Source organism: Chryseobacterium jejuense (assembly GCF_900100075.1).
GTDB lineage: Bacteria > Bacteroidota > Bacteroidia > Flavobacteriales > Weeksellaceae > Chryseobacterium > Chryseobacterium jejuense.
The window spans coordinates 19,214-36,435 of sequence record NZ_FNEG01000011.1 but is presented as its reverse complement, the minus strand read 5'-3'; the positions used below and the strand labels follow the sequence as shown (position 1 = coordinate 36,435).

Genomic DNA, 17,222 nt, shown 5'->3' with positions numbered 1-17,222 from the left:
GCAGACAACCGTGTAAAATCAATCCAAACGAGAAGCGGACATAGAATTGTTTTCACTGAAGATGAAAGCATTATCATCACAGATAAGAGTGGTAATGAAATCCATCTTGATACTACCGGCAGCAATATCAATATCACTGCCCCTGAAACGATGACGCTTAACTGTAAAAATATGAACATCAATGTAGGCGAAAACATGACTACTACGGTGGGTATGAATAAATCTGACAGTATAGGTCTGAACAATACAGAGAGTGTAGGAGCTATGAAAATGACCTCTGTAATTGGAAATGCAAGTACATTTATCACGGGACAACTGACAGAGATTATCGAAGGTGATGTACATAGTGAAACCAAGAAAGAGCGAAATGAAGTGAGTGAAAAAGATATGAATATCCAATCCGGAAAATTTGTTCATAAGCACGCACAAACAGAAGTACAAAACAATAGCGGTGAGAAATCGAAAGCCCACTAGCCATGAGTAGGACCAGAATTGTAAAAGGAACTTATACCAAAATATCTCAGGAGGGGCACAGTATGTATTCCAAGGAAAACATTATTACCTCTGCCGGAGAATCTGTAACTGAAACAGGGGTAGAACAAGGGATAAAATATGGAGACCCCGACGATTCTCCTAAAAGAAAAGGGAGAATTATTGATATTCTTATGTTTGTCGCCGGAACTACAGACCCTGGAAATACTGAAGGAACGAAACATAAGGCCAATACAAGCTATTGGAAATATATTGATGAAAAGACCAAGCAAGAAACAAAGGAAAGTTTAAATAATTTATGGAACAGAATCAAGGAACTTAGACCTCAATTTATTGATTTAAATATCGAAGGGGATTTTTTCAGCTGGTCCGGTGATAATGATACCAAGGAAAGAATCAAAGCTTCCGAGAGATTATTTGATCTGTTGTTAAGAATGTATCCTGGCTGGAAAAATCAGGAGGTACATTTGCATCTCATTGGTCATTCACATGGAGGTAATGTTATTAATCAGTTTACAGAGCTTATCTCTAGTAAAGATATGATTGCAAAATCCAGTATTTTGAAGCCTCGTAAGATTACAGAATTTCCTAAAGAATGGAAAGTTAAAAGTATCACGTATTTATCAACTCCTTTTTTCCAGAAGAAACATCAGTTGAATCATGGAAAATTACATAAAGAATGTAAGATCATAAACGTTCATAATGAGTATGATCTGACCCAACAATTGATTGCAGACTTCAGTTTGACCAATTTAGAAGGCTTATTGAAGTCATTTCAAGTAGATAAATTTAAAAAGGGTATTGAAACATTGAAAGATGTAGATAAAGATATTATTTTAACTTATCTTAAGGGGATAGGTCTTCCCAATAGCCATAAGAAAAGAGCAGTTCCGGCATGGAAAGAAATGGCAAAAGCTTTTTTGGGAATAAATATGATGACGAAAGAGTTTATCCAATATATTGGTTCTCTAAAAATTGAAAATTCTAACCTGCAAAAAGAAAAAGATTCATTTATTAGCCTTTTAAATAATTTCTTACGATGGACCTATGATGTATATAATAATTACAATGCCGGCATAGCAAAAGGGTATGATAAAATAACATGGGCACAAAATTTAAATCTGACACAGGGGCTGAGGGTTTTAAATATTTTGTTTGACATTAAAAGCAGTCCAAAGGATAGTTATCTCTTGAGTTTATTAGCAGGTGTATTTGGAGAAAATAAAGGAATCACTGATAGTATTGACGAAACATCCTGGACTCCCAAAAAGCAAACCAAAGCGCTGACTATTATAGATGTACCTATTTTTGAAAGTGATCCCTATAATTCCAGAAATAAGAGAAAAGAATTTGATGCTTTTTTAAAAGGAGCACAAGGTGCAGTATATGCCCGGGAGCTGGAAGATTTGCTGATGAGGTTATTTAGCCAGTTTATTAAACCTTCTGAGTTAAAGACAATTATTAAGTATGTTAATGAAGCGGAGTATATCATAACAGGCAATTTGGATGAACAACTTAAAACCTTAAGAGGAAATCTAGAAAGATATTATTCTTTAGTCGAAAAATATTATGCGGGGCTAGTTACAGCACAAGATGAAATAACATTTAAGGATGAAATGCCAAAACGACCAGGTACACTAGGATATTTAGCTATGGCATCTCATAGCTTAAGTCATACCCAATTGTGGGGGAAAGTTGAGGAAGGGTTAAAAAATTCATTTGGTTCAGGAAAAAATCCAACGTATAGAAAAAAGAAATAAATATGGAAAATATTCGAAAATTTATAATGGTTAGTTTATTGATATTTCTTATATTAACAATAGGAATTACATGTTGGTACATTTTATCTTTAAATTATTTAGAAAAATATGATCTAAAAAATACTATAAAAATAGTTACACAAATTGGATTCATTGGGGCAATAATTCCTTCTTTAACCATTTCATTAATGTATTATTTTATAATAAAAATAAAGAATAAACTATTGCTTTTATTTTTGATGATCATTTTAATTATTTTTTTAATATTTCAGGTATATTGGATTTCGATAAATTTATTCTTTTATGATATAAAGGGTCCTCAATCTTTTTTACAATCATTATTAGAAGCATTTTAACCGCAAAGTTTTATTAATCCATTAAAAATAATTATGAAAAAACTATCATCATCCATTGTTATATTTCTTCTCTTGGCCCATGTTAATTTATATTCACAGAAAGCTAATAAAAATAATTATACATCTCTGATACAAGAAGAAGTGGGGGATCTGAATAATGATAAACGCGATGACAGGATTATGGTAGAAATGGATGTGAAAGATGAAACCGGCCCGCTTAGAGTACAAATATTCCTCTCCCAACCTGATCAGAAATTTAAAATGATAGTATCTTCAACAAAACTCATCGAGAGCCAATATCCAGCTAATAAAAAAGGAGAGCATAATGGCAATCCTATTCCGGGACTTTTTATTGAAGATGGTAAGTTAAAAATGCTTACTAATATTAATGACCGGAAAAGCAGCTATGAATTCAGACTGAATAAAAATAATTTTGAATTGGTAAAAATATCACGGGTAATATGGGATGGAAGAGATACCACTTTTGAAACGAGAATTGACTTAATAGCCAAAACGAAAGTTGAGTATGAACAGGTGACAGGTTCTGAGAAACTTTTAAATAAAAGGAAAAAAGAGATTAAAATCAATGCTTTGCCGAAAATACAGGATTTAAGTTTTTCTGATTTGGAAAAGTTTTAGAACTTCTGGTTTAATCTGTGTTTTGTATTTATTTCGGGATGTGTGGTTGATGTGAAACAATACAATGCAGGGCTGGTAACAGCAAAAAATGAAAAAGAATATGATGAAGAGACCGGGAACAGTACCTTATTTAGCTATGGCAGCACACAGTTTTAACCATACTCAGTTCTGGCCGGAAGTAGACATGGATTAAAAAACGCATTCAGTTGAGGAGTAATTCCTGGCTACAAGACGAAAGCGGCATTGTAGCATCTTTTTGTAATGAGTATTTCATATTAAACAATAAAGAATGTCTGAATTTTAAAATAATACGATAATGAGCTTAAAATCATTTATTGCTGAATTTCTGATACTTTTTTTACTCGTTAATACCCTGATAGTATCCTTCCTATGTATTGATATGCCTGAAGTAGAAGTGAATGCGGGATCTATCGTAACTATTATATTAAGATTTGGAGTTGTATTCTCAATTCCTATCTCCTTACTTTTAACCGGAGCTCATTTTTTGTTGAATAAAGTTGCTAAGAATGTATTTTTAAAAGTCTTAATAGCAATCATTGTGGTGGCTGTACTGTATTTAATGTATCATGTTTTTTTCTGGTATGTAGGAATCAGTGGGTTGATAGATGATCCTTTAGCAAAATAGATCTAATAGTTATAAGATGGAAATTTGCCTAACATTCCTAAAATAAATGTTTTATGAAGCCAGATCAATTAATACTCCTTTTCTTGTTATTAGTGATATCTGCTTTTAAGGGAAAAGCTCAGATTTCAGTATATAGCAACGAATCAATCATTGGAAAACTAAATGAAAAAACTGTAAGAACAGCATGTGAAAACTGCTATTATCAGGAAAGTATTGCTTTGTTTAATAAAAAAATAAAGATTAAAATTCCTGTAAGTATTGAGAATGGAAAACTTCAGACAGAAAGAATATTGGAAATTTCAGAAAAAGGAAATAACAAAATTTTAAAGTTTAATGCTGTATCAGACGGGAGCAGCAACTGGCTTTATCTGCAGAAGAAAAGAGATAGAATTCATATCATTAGGAAACTCAGTTATAGCAATGCTGTCTATGCAAAAGAAATAAAGAAAAAGGATTTTGATTATTTGCCGGCAACAGAGGTTTGTACCAGAAATGCATCCGGGGTAATTAATGAAGAAATTTCTTTTAATGGGCTTTTTATGTTTGTTCCTACTGACTGTTATAAATGTCCAATAAAAACAGATGTAAACGATTGTATAAAGAATGGGAAAATTAAATACAACTGGTAAGCACCAATGTTATTTTCCCCTTCAAAAGCTTAATAAAAAAACTAAATGACTACTTCCCAATCAAGAAACTGGCTGTTAACAGGGCTGATCTTAATGTGTTTTAGCTTGGTTATCGCCTGCAGTTCCGGTGATCCGAAGGCAGAAGAGAATAATAGGGAAGTAGAAAAATTTAATGATACAGAACTTTATCCGGATCAAAAAACAGCTTATACCAAAAAAGGGAATATCGTTTCATTTTATGCTCCTACCTCAGATCACAGCCTGTATTTAGTAACCGATCTGAATACCCATATTCTTACCATACAGGATCCGGAAACCATGAACCTTACAGGATTATTAAAAATTAATGATCTCAAATACATTCTACCCAAGAAATATGCTGATTTTTACAAGTTCGCCTTAGGAGCAGTTGGAACTGGTGGTGGAGATTTTTTTACCCATATAGAATTCAATGAACTGGGATTAGTCAAAACAATGGAAAGAAATTTTCCGGAAGGTAAAAATAAATACCTGTATCAATACAATAAGTATGGTCAGCTGCTGAAACTGGTTGAAAACAGACTGCTCGATAAAGTTTTGTTGGAAAACAGATACGATGAAAAATCAAGACTTATTTTCCAGAAGCGGAATGATGAAGATTTTAAATCAGAAAGAACCTGGGGCTACGATAAAGATAACCGTGTCCAGAAAGAAAAGGTCTGGGAAAAGGAAATAGCTCCCAATGGAAACGTAATCAAAGATGAAACAAAAACATTTTTCTATGAGTATAATACCCTGGGACAACTGATAAAAAAGTATACCCAAAACCGGAATGATGTTGTTGAATATACTTATAACAATGAACATAAACTAATCAGCATCCTTAAGTATTCCGGAACTATAGACAAGGATCATCCTGAAAAGATCATCAATCATTTTGTTAAAAAAACATATATCTATCTTAAAGATGAGGTGGCTGAAGTCATAAGCTATGAATATAAAATAACAGATTCATCTGTTTTAATTAACGGAAAATGGGAAACTATGTCCCTTGAAGAGCAAAAGAAGCAGGCATGGGAAAAACTGAAAGATCAGTCTGCTATTCCATTACAAATTATAGAAACAAAATATTCTTATCAGCCTTTGGAAATCAATATTGCGGCCCATAAATATAGCATTTATAGTAATTACAACGGACAAAAGGGACAAAGCAAGCAACTTGTTGATTCAGATTCCATGAGATATGTGCTTGATCATGGTGGGCGGATTATTAAAAAAGAAATCTATAATACTGATACAAAGGAAACGGACGTCCAGCAAATTTTCTACTAAAATATGGGATTATTACGGATTCTTTTGCATTAAAAATATTGATTATATTGTACCGCTCATAAGAAGAAATTGTATTCTTCATCAATAAAACCATGGTATTAAATTAAACACTAATGAACACAATCACAGATCACTTTAAATATTTTTCGAAACTATCTGCTGTATTTATCTTCAGCTTATTTAAAATTTATGCCATAGGAATCCTTTCAACAGTTATTACATTTTCTTTGGGGATCTATATAATGGCCGAAAGTTTAGGCTCATCATTAGGACACAGCGGAGCCCTTGCATTCCTACTAGCAACAGTAATGGCCAAACCTTTATCTGCGGGACTTTTCTATCTGTTAATGATTGCAGCACCCTTTTGTATTGGTATTTTCTCAACAAAATATGGAATGTCAAGAATCATCAGCAGACTTGTTCAGGATCATTCCAAAACCATTTTGGTTCCCTTTATTGATAAAGTGGTTGGTAAAATTAAAAACAACGAGCCAATGGTTGTCCGTAGCAGTACAGATTATGCATTGGCAAAAGTAAGATTGGTTAATGAATTCAAAAATAGCTCAGAAAATAAAATCCTTAAACGTGTTTTAGGATATGCTTTGAATAAAGTGAAATTTGATGAACTGAATTTAGGTGATGAAAATGTAGACTTTTATGACATCATCAAAACCACATTGATTGAAAAACTACATGAGCTGGCAGAACCTTCAGCCATGATTTTTTATATCTACATTGGTCTTCAGTGGTTAAGTCTGATCATGCTATATTTTCTGAATATATAATGGAAATGAAGCTCTGGGAAAAGAAATACGGGATTTTATGATCTATTTAAAATTCAGCAAAGAATAAAAAAGAACTGCTATTACTTCTCTAATTGAAGAATTAACTATCTTTATCACATTTAGAATAAAATATTTAATTTTAGCAAAATAAAAGAACCACTTTTCGTTTCTGAATAATCAGCAATAAAAAGGATAGGTTCAAAAAGAACATCAAATCATCTGGAAACAATAGTAAACAGAACGCAAATATTAATATAAGAAAAATTATAAATGGGAGTACTAGTAACCAACGAAACAGTAAAACAGCTATTTCATATTGCTCAGTCGATAGCGAGGGAAAACTATAATGGCACGTATGGCGGTCCGCATATTTTGCAGGCCCTAATGCATAAAGATATTGGTCTTAATGAATTTTTAAAAAGTATAGATAAAGATCCCGGCTATTTTTATGAATGGGCAGATGTACGTATTGAAGAATATCCTAAGACAAGCCATCTTCCTGACGAGGTAGGTCAGGATGAAGCGGTAGATACTCTTATAGAAGAAGCCGATGATATCCGTTTAAAACTGGGACTGGATGAGATTACTCCAATCTGTATCCTTACTGCTATTGTAAAACCTCAGGTAGTATTTTCACTTCAGCAGTTGAAGTCATTACCACTGAGAGAACATGAAATTTTTAACTTATATAGAAAAGATACTCCGTTTACCGTTTCTGAAAATGGAGACTTTGCCTCATTATTCTCCAATGGATCAGACTTTACAGATTCATCCCTTCCATCTATTAAAAGCTATTGTGTAGACAGAACAGCACAAGCCAGAAAAGGAGATCTTGAAAACATCATCGGTAGAGATAAAGAACTGAGAATGCTGGTAGAAATCCTGTGCCGAAGAAGCAAACCGAATGTAATTATCATCGGAGAGCCCGGAGTTGGAAAAACAGCCTTGGTAGAAGGATTTGCTATTGAAATTACAAAAGGAAACGTTCCGGAAATGCTTAAAAACGGAACCCTTTTAGAACTGGACACAGGAGCTTTATTGGCAGGAACCTCTTACAAAGGTGAAATAGAAGACCGTTTGAAAAAAGTAATCAATGAATGTAAGAAAATTGAGAAAGCCATTCTTTTCATTGATGAGATCCATACCCTTTTAGATCCGAAAGGAAGCATCGGAAACGTTGCCAACCTTCTGAAACCTGAACTGGCAAGAGGTGAAATTACCGTTATCGGAGCCACTACCCAGGAAGAATACAGAAAAATCATTGAGCCGGAACAGGCTTTCAACCGTCGTTTTGAGGTATTAACCGTCAATGAACCGGATGAAAAGACTTGCGTAAAAATGATTGATGTTCTTCTTGAAGGCTATAAAAAACACCACGGAATTGAAGTCGAAAAAACAGCCCTTCCGGAATGTGTACGTTTAGCCAAAAGATATGCAAAAGGTAAAAAATTACCGGATGCCGCTATTGATTTGTTAGACAGAACCATGGCAGCCATCAAAATGCTGGACGAACTTTCTGAAAAAGAATTGGGCAGCTGGAAAGAAAGCTATGATGCCATTTTAAAAGAAGAATTCCTTGATAATAAAGATAAAGCAGACGAATTGATCTGGACTTATAATTTATTAAGAGATAAAATAAGCCCTATTTTATGGGGATCACTAAGTGAACAACCTGCTTTGGATAACTCAATGCCGGTAGATCAGATCCAAAAGATCATCGAAGATACCTATGAAGAGCTTTTACAGCATGCTGCGAAGAAAAGAGAAAAAGTAGACCGTTTAGAATTGGCAGCTGTGATGGCCGCTAAAACCAATATTCCAATCGGAAAAATTCAGGCACAGGAAAAAGAAAAGCTCCTGAATATGGAATCTCTTCTACTGAACAGAGTAGTTGGTCAGGATCACGCATTAAAAATCCTTTCCGATGCTATTGTTGAAAACCGCAGTGGATTAAACAAACCGGGACAGCCAATTGGATCTTTCTTCCTTTTAGGACCTACCGGAACCGGGAAAACAGAGCTTGCCAAATCAATGGCTGAACTATTGTTCAACGATGAAAAGGCTATGGTTCGTTTTGATATGTCGGAATTTAAAGAAGAACATTCTGCAGCATTACTATATGGAGCGCCTCCAGGATATGTAGGGTACGAAGAAGGAGGAATGTTGGTGAACAAGATCAGACAACAACCCTATACCGTTGTTTTATTTGATGAAATTGAAAAAGCCCACCATTCCGTATTTGATGTATTCCTTCAGATTATGGATGAAGGGAAAGTACATGATAAACTAGGAAAAGAAGGAGACTTCAGTAATGCTTTGATCCTATTTACTTCCAATATCGGAAGTGAAGAGATTGTAAAGCAGTTTGAAGAAGGAAAGATTCCTGAATCATCCTCACTGATGCAGATTATGTCGAATTCAGGAAGATTCAGACCGGAATTCTTAGCCAGAATTACAGAGATTATTCCTTTTGCACCAATCACGGAATCTATTGCAGAAAGAATCTTCAATATTCAGTTAAAATCACTTCATACCTCATTAACAAGATTAGGAATTGCTTTAAAAATTACTGATGAAGCAGTGAAAAATCTAGCTCTTGGTGGATTCAGCAGTAAATATGGAGCCAGACAGATCTCCGGAGTAATCCGTGCACAACTGGCAAGACCTATTTCCAAAATGATTGTAAGAGAAGAAGTGAAATCCGGACAAACCATTCATGTAGACTGGAATAAGGAAGAAGAAAAACTAAGCTGGAAAGTAGTAGATTAAATTATAAAGCAAAAAGGCTGAATAGTAAAGTTGCTCTTTAGCCTTTTTACTTGTTGTTATAAATACATTAGAGATGAAAACAATTGTCAGAAATATCTTTACAGGGATAATGCTTTTGGGAACTGTTGCTATGGTAAACGGACAGTTTCTTACTGCATCAGATACCTCGGAAAGCAGCGTGAGAAAATATCAGGGTATCATTAATTCCAACAAAGATCTTGTTGAGTTTATTGAGCAGCTGCTTCTTCAGAAAGGGCTTCCAAAACATTTAAGAAATTTAGCCCTTATTGAATCCCATTTTGACAAAAATATTACCTCCGGAGCCGGAGCCGTAGGAGTATGGCAGCTGATGACAGCGCATGCTAACCAGTATGGTCTTGCAGAGCATCAACGTACAGATGTGTATAAAAGCACAAAAACGGCTGTTATTTCTCTTGCCAATTTGTATAAAAAATACAATAACTGGGTAACGGTAGTAGCCGCTTACAACTGTGGCGAAGGAAATGTAGCCAAGGCAATGCAGGCTGCAGGTTCCAGCCAGTACCACGAATTCTCTAAATACCTTCCTGCAGAAACCATCAATCATGTGAAAAAATATCTGAATGCCTGCTATGCCACAGGAGAGCTTCAGAGTGTATTAAGTAATTATAATTCTGCAAGGATCAATAAGGTGTTCTTTGAAGATGGAAACAGAAAAGCAACCACCGAAGCATTATCTGAAACAGAGATCAATGCTGGATTTAGTCTGAATGTAATAGCCGATGAGCTTGATGTTGAGGTAGGTAAAATTCTTGCCTGGAACCCTGGAATTACCGAAGAGCTGCAGAGAAAAGGGGAAAGCACTTTTTATCTTCCCACTGACTTGATGCCGGATTTTCTTCTCAGGAAGAATAAAATTCTTACCAGATCAATCAAAGAAAACGCAGGAGCTGGTGCAGGAGTACAGCCTTAAACCAACCAATAATATTGATAGTAACCAAACCTATTTACGGTTTGGTTATTTTTTTTGAGGTGTTTAATCTCCAAAAAGAAGATCAAAAGCAAGGTTAATTCATATAATTCATTACTGAAAATAATTTTTTTGAATAAAAGGAGTGTTTTTTTAGATTTTAGAGTCAAGAATTAGGGCATTTTCTTTTTTGATTTTATGCGTTTAAGCAAAAGTTAATAGGTGTTAATTTTTCCTTAAAAGATATTAATATTTCTCATTGATGTGTAAAATTCTACATATGGTCAGTGTTTTATGAGTTTTAAAAATTCCTTTATATAGAGTGGTTAAGTAGAGTTATTAAATCTAATGTCGTAGAATTACTACATAAAGTCGTAGAACTACTACAATTTTTCAGATTTATAGTTAAAAGTTTTTTTCCCGAAAAAAGACCCTCTATATTTGCTAAACAATCACTGAATCACAAAATATTATTAACGATTAAAATTTACAAATCATGGCAGAAAGAAATTCGAGAGGAATCTTAAAATTCAACAACGGAGAAGGTCAGAAACTATTAAAAATGAACTACAGCGTATCAAGATCAACAGACGTATCAGGACGTGTAGCATCAGACCCTTCTAACGCATTAATCAAAGTTACAGTAGAAGCTACTGAAAAATCAGACATCCTAGAAAGCTTATTGAACGGAAAATATAAGCCAACAGTAGGAGAAATTGTTTTCAACAAATCTCACGAAGAAGGAACTCTAATCAATTTAAAATGGGAAAACGGTTACGTTATCCAACACGAAGTAGATTTCGATGCAATCGACAGCAACAGTATGTTGATCAGCTTCGTAATCAGTGCTGAAACTATCGACTATGGTACTTCTCAGTACGCTGGACTGTGGCCTTCGGCAGGTAAATAAGCCTATTCATCATCTTAGTAAAAATAAAATTGGTACAGGACAGTGCGCTCGAAAGAGTATACTGTCCTGTTTTTTCATAAGGACCTATAGATTTCAGACATGAGCCATTTAACAAGCAGATCTTGTAGATCTAACCTTATATTTTTTGATTCTGTTGCTGGATAATCAGCAGTTTATTTAATTTTTAACTTAAACACAAACACTATGTTTCAGGATGACAAGACAATTAAAGAAGATAGCCCAAAGACTGATTTGAAAGGGAGCAAAGAGCAGTTGAAAAATGTAAAGGAAAACGTTGCTGAAAAAGCAGAAGATAAGCTGAATAAAGCGGGCAGTAAAGTGAATAAAGCTGTAAAAGAAGGACAACAGGGCATGAGTGCTGTACAAGGTGGCAATATGTTTATGAACCAGACCTTTGTTCCGAACAATCCTTCTATCGTTGAAAATAAAGTGTGGGCTAAACAACCCACCTCAAAAATACACAATGCCGAAGCCATTCCTCAAAGTATTATCGCCGGAATCAACCGTGTGGTAAAACTGGATGTGGTTATTGAAGGGCAGATCATCAACCATTTTAAACATTTTAAGCTGGTACAGAGTGCTGCCAAACATCATGAATTTAGTCTTACCCTGGCTCATGATACATTGGGTAGCGTAGAAAACCATAATCTTCAGGAAGCACAGAATTTCCTTGGAAAAAGAATCACTGTTGTTTTTAAATATAAAGATATTATACAGGGAGCGGAACGTAATTTCGTGGGAGTAGTCACAGAAGTAGGGTTCAGCCAGGAAAAAGGAAGTCTTGGAAATATTGTTCTTAAAGGATATAGCCCTACAGTACTTTTGGATGCGGCACCTCACATTCAGAGTTTTGGAGGAAGCCAGCCCATGAGTTTGAACAGTATTGCGTATCACGTTATCAGTGAAGGGCTGGGACATAATAAATTTGATTTCAGAGTAGATGCCCAACATGGAAATGTTTCCTACAGCTCACAATACGAAGAAACGCACTATAATTATCTTGCGAGAATGGCAGAAGCTTACGGTGAACAGTTTTTTTATGACGGTGAAGTATTGCATTTTGGAAAACTCCCACCTCAGGAAAAACCAGTAAAACTTACGTATGGAAGCAGTGTAAGCGATATTGCGATCAAAATGAAAGCTCAGCACGTAAGCCCCAGTTTTTATGGCTACAACAGTAGTAAAAATGAAAAAATGACGGGTGGAAGCTCAAAAATCAGCCATACCTCGGATATTGCAAGACGTGCTTACGAAATATCAGAAAAAACCTTTACTACTCCATCTTTAAGAGTGGCTCCAATAAAAGCCACCTCTTTTATGGATATTGATGCTTCCCAAAAAGGAACTGCCGGAAGTAAGGCTTCAGAAGTTTTTATCACTTCCGGAACTACTACCGTTCCTTTCCTATACCCTGGATGTACGGCAGATATTGAAATGCGTAAATCCGATAGCAATGAAACTTCTTATTTCACCAAACTGATGATTATTGAGGTGACCCATGAGGTAGATGCCAGAGGGTATTATGACGGTAAATTTGAAGCCATTGCCGCAGATACTGGCTATATCCCACGTCCGGAATTTGAAACCCCAAGAGCAGAAGCTCAGTTTGCAAAAGTAGTTTCTAATACAGATCCTCAGAATCAGGGAAGAGTTCAGGTACAGTTTGACTGGCAGAATGGTCCGGATATTACAGAATTTATCCGTGTGATGTCTCCCGATGCCGGAAGCAGCGATAAGGTAAGCAAAAACCGTGGGTTTATGTCCATCCCTGAAGTAGGAGATCAGGTAATCATCAACTTTGTACACCAGCATCCAGACCGTCCGTTTGTCATGGGTGGAATGTTTCATGGAGGCATTGGTGCCGGAGGGGGAGCTGGAAATAATGTGATGAGCTTTAGTGGAAGGAGTGGAGCAGAATTAATGTATGACAATGGAGCTGGATCCATGAACCTTAAAGATCAGGGCGGAGCTCATATGTTTTTTGATGGTTCTGGAAATGTAGTTCATAATGCCAATAATAACAGCAACAAAACAGTAGGCAATGACAAAACTGATAAAATTGGCAACAATAAGAAACTTGAAGTAGGGTGCGATCATACCGCAGATGTTGGTAATACGCATAAAGTTGATGTAGGAAAAGGGAAAAGCGTACTTAAAATGGATAATGCCGGAGTTATTGATTTAACTGGAGCTGAAAAAATAACGATTAAAGTGGGAAACAGTAGTATTGAAATCTCAAAAACTGCTATTACTTTGAAGTCTGATACTGTAAATATAGAAGGATTTAGTCTTACCAATGTTGGAAAAAAAGCAGGAAATCCAGGAATAGTTATAGATGGTAATGTGACCATTAAAGGAGCTCAAGTAGATATTAATTAATCCTCATCAATAGATTCAGCCAGAGCAGGAACTGGAATTTTTTTAATTATTAATAGTAGAAATCCATTGTATGGAATACAGTAAGTATCAGATAAAACAGGGAGATTCATTAGAGTCAATAGCGGAGAAATATCAAATGACAGGGAAGGAGCTGCTGGCTTTTCATAATTCACACTCACCAGTGACTCAGCAATTTTTTGGAAATTATCTGCCCATTCATATTGATACAGTGATAATACCACTGCAAAAAGATAAAGAAGAGAAAAAAAACATTGATTATACATCTTACGAAAAAAAAAACAGATATAGAGCTGAACAACTGAATATAACCAGAATAGAAGACGAAGTAAAAAGCTATTCTCAGCTTAAAAAAGAATATGAAGTAGCTTTTAATTTAACAAATCATCTGGTGAAGGTTAAGCTTTGCGATTTTTTTTATGAATTTAATCCACCGGCACTATCCCGTGTTTTCGACTTTGTATCCGAAGTAGATTATATCAGAAATGACTGCTTGGTAGAAATCAATACACTTGGAAGATTCAGTAAAATTGCTGATAAAAATAAGATAAAGAAAAACTGGGAGCAGTTTAAAAGAAATAAACTTAACGAAATTGAGTTTATCAAAGTGGTAAAACAAACAAAGCCTCAGGAGTATGTGAAGCTTATCCAGGAAGGGGATTTACAGTTTTCCAGTCAGTATAATGACGAAAAAGATTATAACAGAGATCTTTTTTATCTTACCCTGTTAGATAAGTATCTGTATAATGCAGATGAAAATATGGAATCAGAAGAATATACCTATCAATCACAGCTTTTTCCGGATGTGGTTGTCCCTATGAAAGTGAGATATGATGTACTGAAAAAAGATGAAGATCTTATTACCATCAGAAAAGTTTGGGAGACAATTGAATCTGAAGAACTGTTGGACAAAGTAACCAAAGGCTATGAAAAGTATCATCAGCCTCTTATAAAATATAAATTTTCTGAGTATAAACTTGATATGAGAAATCTGTTTACTTACAATCTGAAAACAAAAACATTGGAGAAAGCAGAGTTATCAATCATCGAAAATATAGAGAATAATATAAAATCTGAATGTATATTTAATCTGAGAAAAATATAAAAGCATTCATTAATTCTGGAAAGATATGATTTTTATAAAGACATTAAACAATAGTAAAAAGGTAGGTGTTGTGATTTTAACACTCCTTATTGTGCTGTTGTATTCTTATTTTGTACCGGGTTGGGAATATCTTGCTGACGTAATTCACTCGCCTAATCTAAATATTAACAGTACTTTTCTATATTTTGTACTCTTTCTATTTTACATGTTTCATGGTATTGTTATCTATAAGATTTTAGAGTATATTTTTTCGTCAAAAGGAAGTATCAGGTTTATTGATCAATCTATAAGTATAGATTACAAAAAGAAAAGCTATACACTCCTTAAAAATGAAATAAGAATAGAAGATCATAAAATCCAGTTTCCATTTGAGGGTAATAAAATTACTGTTTCAAGACACCCATTTCAGAGCAGTACACAGGAATACAATGATTTTTTAATGGATTTGAATGGAGATAATGAAAGTAAGATAGCCAATACAGACGAGCAGATTCTGGTAAACTCTTTTTTGATCAAAAATCCTAAAGTTAAATTCATCATTTTCGTTATAATTGGCTTCGCTTTTATGCTATTATTTAGAAATATAATAGCACCTTATAAAAACGATATAGGAATAATAACAAGGACAAAAAATGCATTTTTGGAAATTTTGGTAACACTTCCTTTCCTGTTTTTATATTGTTCTCTGGTATATCTCTACTTTTATTTTACTTCGGGAATTAAAGTCATTGAATTAACAAGAGATGCTTTGACTTTTAAAGGTTCTCAACAATTTATTTTGCTTAAAAAACAAATTCATGAAGTTCACGTAGTAGAGAATGCGGCGGATCAAAAGGTTTTACGGATATTGTTTTATACAACCGATAAAAACACATATTCATTAAATTTTGTGACACCGAAGTTTGTAAATTCTATTAGTAATTATTGGAAACTCGATGGTTTTTCCCCGGAAATTACTGTTGGAACAAATAAAAATCAAATAAAGAAAATTTATAAATTATGAGTAGGTATCTTCCTCAGGAAACACATGTAGTTTGTAGCTATCAGATGAATCCATCTCCAGGAGTATTACTTGTAGATCCTAAAATGTGGAATCTTTCTGTAGTCTATAAATCAGAGAAACAGCCCCTGCTTACAGAAGTAGATAAAGTTTTAAAAGATGATTTTGAGTGCAAGAGCAATTGGGGGCAGGCTGCAGCATGGTCATTTTTGGTGGCTGGTTTAGCGCTGGGATTGGCCGTAGCATTTTCAATTTGTACTTTTGGGGTAGGAGCTATTGTTTTAGGAGCAGTAGCTGTTGCTGCAACAGTGCTTATAGCATCAAACAGTACAAAATGTAACCCTAATCTTGTAGAATGGGTCAATCCTCATTCAAATGTAAAATTTGAAGGACATAAAGCCCTTACTCAAAAATCATTTCTTAAATGTTCTGCCGGTCCGGGAATTCTTACTCCATTTCTTGATGAAGCAGAAGCAAAATCTGCAGCAAAAAATGTGGCTTTCAGAAATTGGGGAGAAGTCAGCTTAACAGCTGTAATCAGTGGACTTTTCGGATACGGTATCGGGCTTTCAGCTGGAACGGCAGCTGTTGCTGCCGGCGGTGGATTAGGCGCATTGGGACCAGGTCTTTTGGCAGGTGGAAAAGAAGCTACAGTAGGAATTATAGGTGCCTATCTTATTTTTCAACCCATTTCTACTTGGGAGGCGCAGGGAATGCAGGGAATATACGGTGGTGATGGTAATACTACTTATGATCAGATGCTGGCATCACGCAAAAATATGGAAGGTTCCTTTACGGTAGACACTCCTGATGATCCATATATCGGAACATCACAAACTACTGCTGCTGGAGAGTTACTCAATCTTTCTTATGATAAATATCGACAAAATCAGAACGAAAAGTATATCAAAGAGATTATGAACCTGAAGGGTACCCGTGCAGAACGGGAAGCTAGAACAGCAGAAATAGTAGCAGAAATGAAGAAAACCCGATCCGGAGCTCAGGCAGTAGAAGCCATGAAAAGAAAAGGTAGTGGAAAAATTCTTCCAAGAGAAAAAACAAGTAATAAAGGTAATCGAGTAATTAATGAGCATCGGGCTGAAACCAATAAAGCAATGAAAGGTCAGGCTGCTGAAGGTTTTGGAGGCGCAATAAATGTGGCAGGATTGGTACTTCCTTTACTGGTTTCGCCTCTCAACGAATGGACTTTTAGTGTATTAGCAGATTCATTTGCAAACCAGTCAGCGGGCGGAGTTACAATCAATGCAGCACAGAATTGATAATAAGATATATCAGGAAAAAGTAAGTAGCTATTAAGGCTTCAATATTTAATTTTTGGTATCTATTTGTATTGTGAGATTTTGAGTATAAACGTTTTATAATCGGGAAAAAGATAATCGCACAAAATTATTAATCAATATAAACGATTACGCTTCATAAGCTTCGTGTTTTA

Annotated in this window: 14 protein-coding genes and 1 pseudogene; all 15 read left to right on the top strand. The window is 34.9% G+C overall.

Annotated elements, in window-relative coordinates; all coding sequences use genetic code 11:
* Positions 1-474, top strand: a pseudogene (locus tag BLS98_RS22825) (Vgr family protein); the annotation flags it as partial.
* Positions 475-476: 2 nt separating this feature from the next.
* On the top strand, positions 477-2,252 hold the full coding sequence (locus BLS98_RS22820) for a hypothetical protein (RefSeq protein ID WP_089739812.1): 1,776 nt from the start codon (positions 477-479) through the stop codon (positions 2,250-2,252).
* Positions 2,253-2,254: 2 nt separating this feature from the next.
* Positions 2,255-2,608 carry a hypothetical protein gene (locus BLS98_RS22815; RefSeq protein ID WP_139166174.1) on the top strand — a complete coding sequence of 118 codons (354 nt, stop codon included), beginning with the start codon at positions 2,255-2,257 and terminating at the stop codon, positions 2,606-2,608.
* 33 nt (positions 2,609-2,641) lie between these two features.
* Positions 2,642-3,247 carry a hypothetical protein gene (locus BLS98_RS22810; RefSeq protein WP_089739808.1) on the top strand — a complete coding sequence of 202 codons (606 nt, stop codon included), beginning with the start codon at positions 2,642-2,644 and terminating at the stop codon, positions 3,245-3,247.
* 316 nt (positions 3,248-3,563) lie between these two features.
* Positions 3,564-3,893, top strand: a complete 330-nt coding sequence (locus tag BLS98_RS22805) for a hypothetical protein (protein WP_089739806.1) — start codon at positions 3,564-3,566, stop codon at positions 3,891-3,893.
* Between the two features lie 53 nt (positions 3,894-3,946).
* Entirely contained in the window at positions 3,947-4,522 is a 576-nt protein-coding gene (locus BLS98_RS22800; protein WP_089739804.1) for a hypothetical protein, read from the top strand.
* A gap of 45 nt (positions 4,523-4,567) precedes the next feature.
* The gene (locus BLS98_RS22795) at positions 4,568-5,833 is read left to right on the top strand and encodes a hypothetical protein (RefSeq protein ID WP_089739802.1); all 1,266 of its coding nucleotides are present in this window, start codon (positions 4,568-4,570) and stop codon (positions 5,831-5,833) included.
* Between the two features lie 113 nt (positions 5,834-5,946).
* The gene (locus BLS98_RS22790) at positions 5,947-6,618 is read left to right on the top strand and encodes a hypothetical protein (RefSeq protein WP_089739801.1); all 672 of its coding nucleotides are present in this window, start codon (positions 5,947-5,949) and stop codon (positions 6,616-6,618) included.
* Between the two features lie 270 nt (positions 6,619-6,888).
* Positions 6,889-9,387, top strand: a complete 2,499-nt coding sequence (locus tag BLS98_RS22785) for an ATP-dependent Clp protease ATP-binding subunit (RefSeq protein WP_089739799.1) — start codon at positions 6,889-6,891, stop codon at positions 9,385-9,387.
* A gap of 73 nt (positions 9,388-9,460) precedes the next feature.
* Entirely contained in the window at positions 9,461-10,339 is an 879-nt protein-coding gene (locus BLS98_RS22780; protein ID WP_089739796.1) for a lytic transglycosylase domain-containing protein, read from the top strand.
* Between the two features lie 493 nt (positions 10,340-10,832).
* The gene (tssD, locus tag BLS98_RS22775) at positions 10,833-11,246 is read left to right on the top strand and encodes a type VI secretion system tube protein TssD (protein WP_089739778.1); all 414 of its coding nucleotides are present in this window, start codon (positions 10,833-10,835) and stop codon (positions 11,244-11,246) included.
* A gap of 204 nt (positions 11,247-11,450) precedes the next feature.
* On the top strand, positions 11,451-13,646 hold the full coding sequence (locus tag BLS98_RS22770; protein WP_089739794.1) for a type VI secretion system Vgr family protein: 2,196 nt from the start codon (positions 11,451-11,453) through the stop codon (positions 13,644-13,646).
* A gap of 70 nt (positions 13,647-13,716) precedes the next feature.
* Complete coding sequence (locus BLS98_RS22765; protein ID WP_089739792.1) at positions 13,717-14,769, top strand: LysM peptidoglycan-binding domain-containing protein; 1,053 nt, start codon at positions 13,717-13,719, stop codon at positions 14,767-14,769.
* 25 nt (positions 14,770-14,794) lie between these two features.
* On the top strand, positions 14,795-15,772 hold the full coding sequence (locus BLS98_RS22760; protein WP_089739790.1) for a hypothetical protein: 978 nt from the start codon (positions 14,795-14,797) through the stop codon (positions 15,770-15,772).
* On the top strand, positions 15,769-17,049 hold the full coding sequence (locus BLS98_RS22755) for a PAAR-like protein (protein ID WP_089739789.1): 1,281 nt from the start codon (positions 15,769-15,771) through the stop codon (positions 17,047-17,049). The genes BLS98_RS22760 and BLS98_RS22755 overlap by 4 nt, the downstream gene beginning before the upstream one ends.
* Positions 17,050-17,222 lie beyond the last annotated feature (173 nt).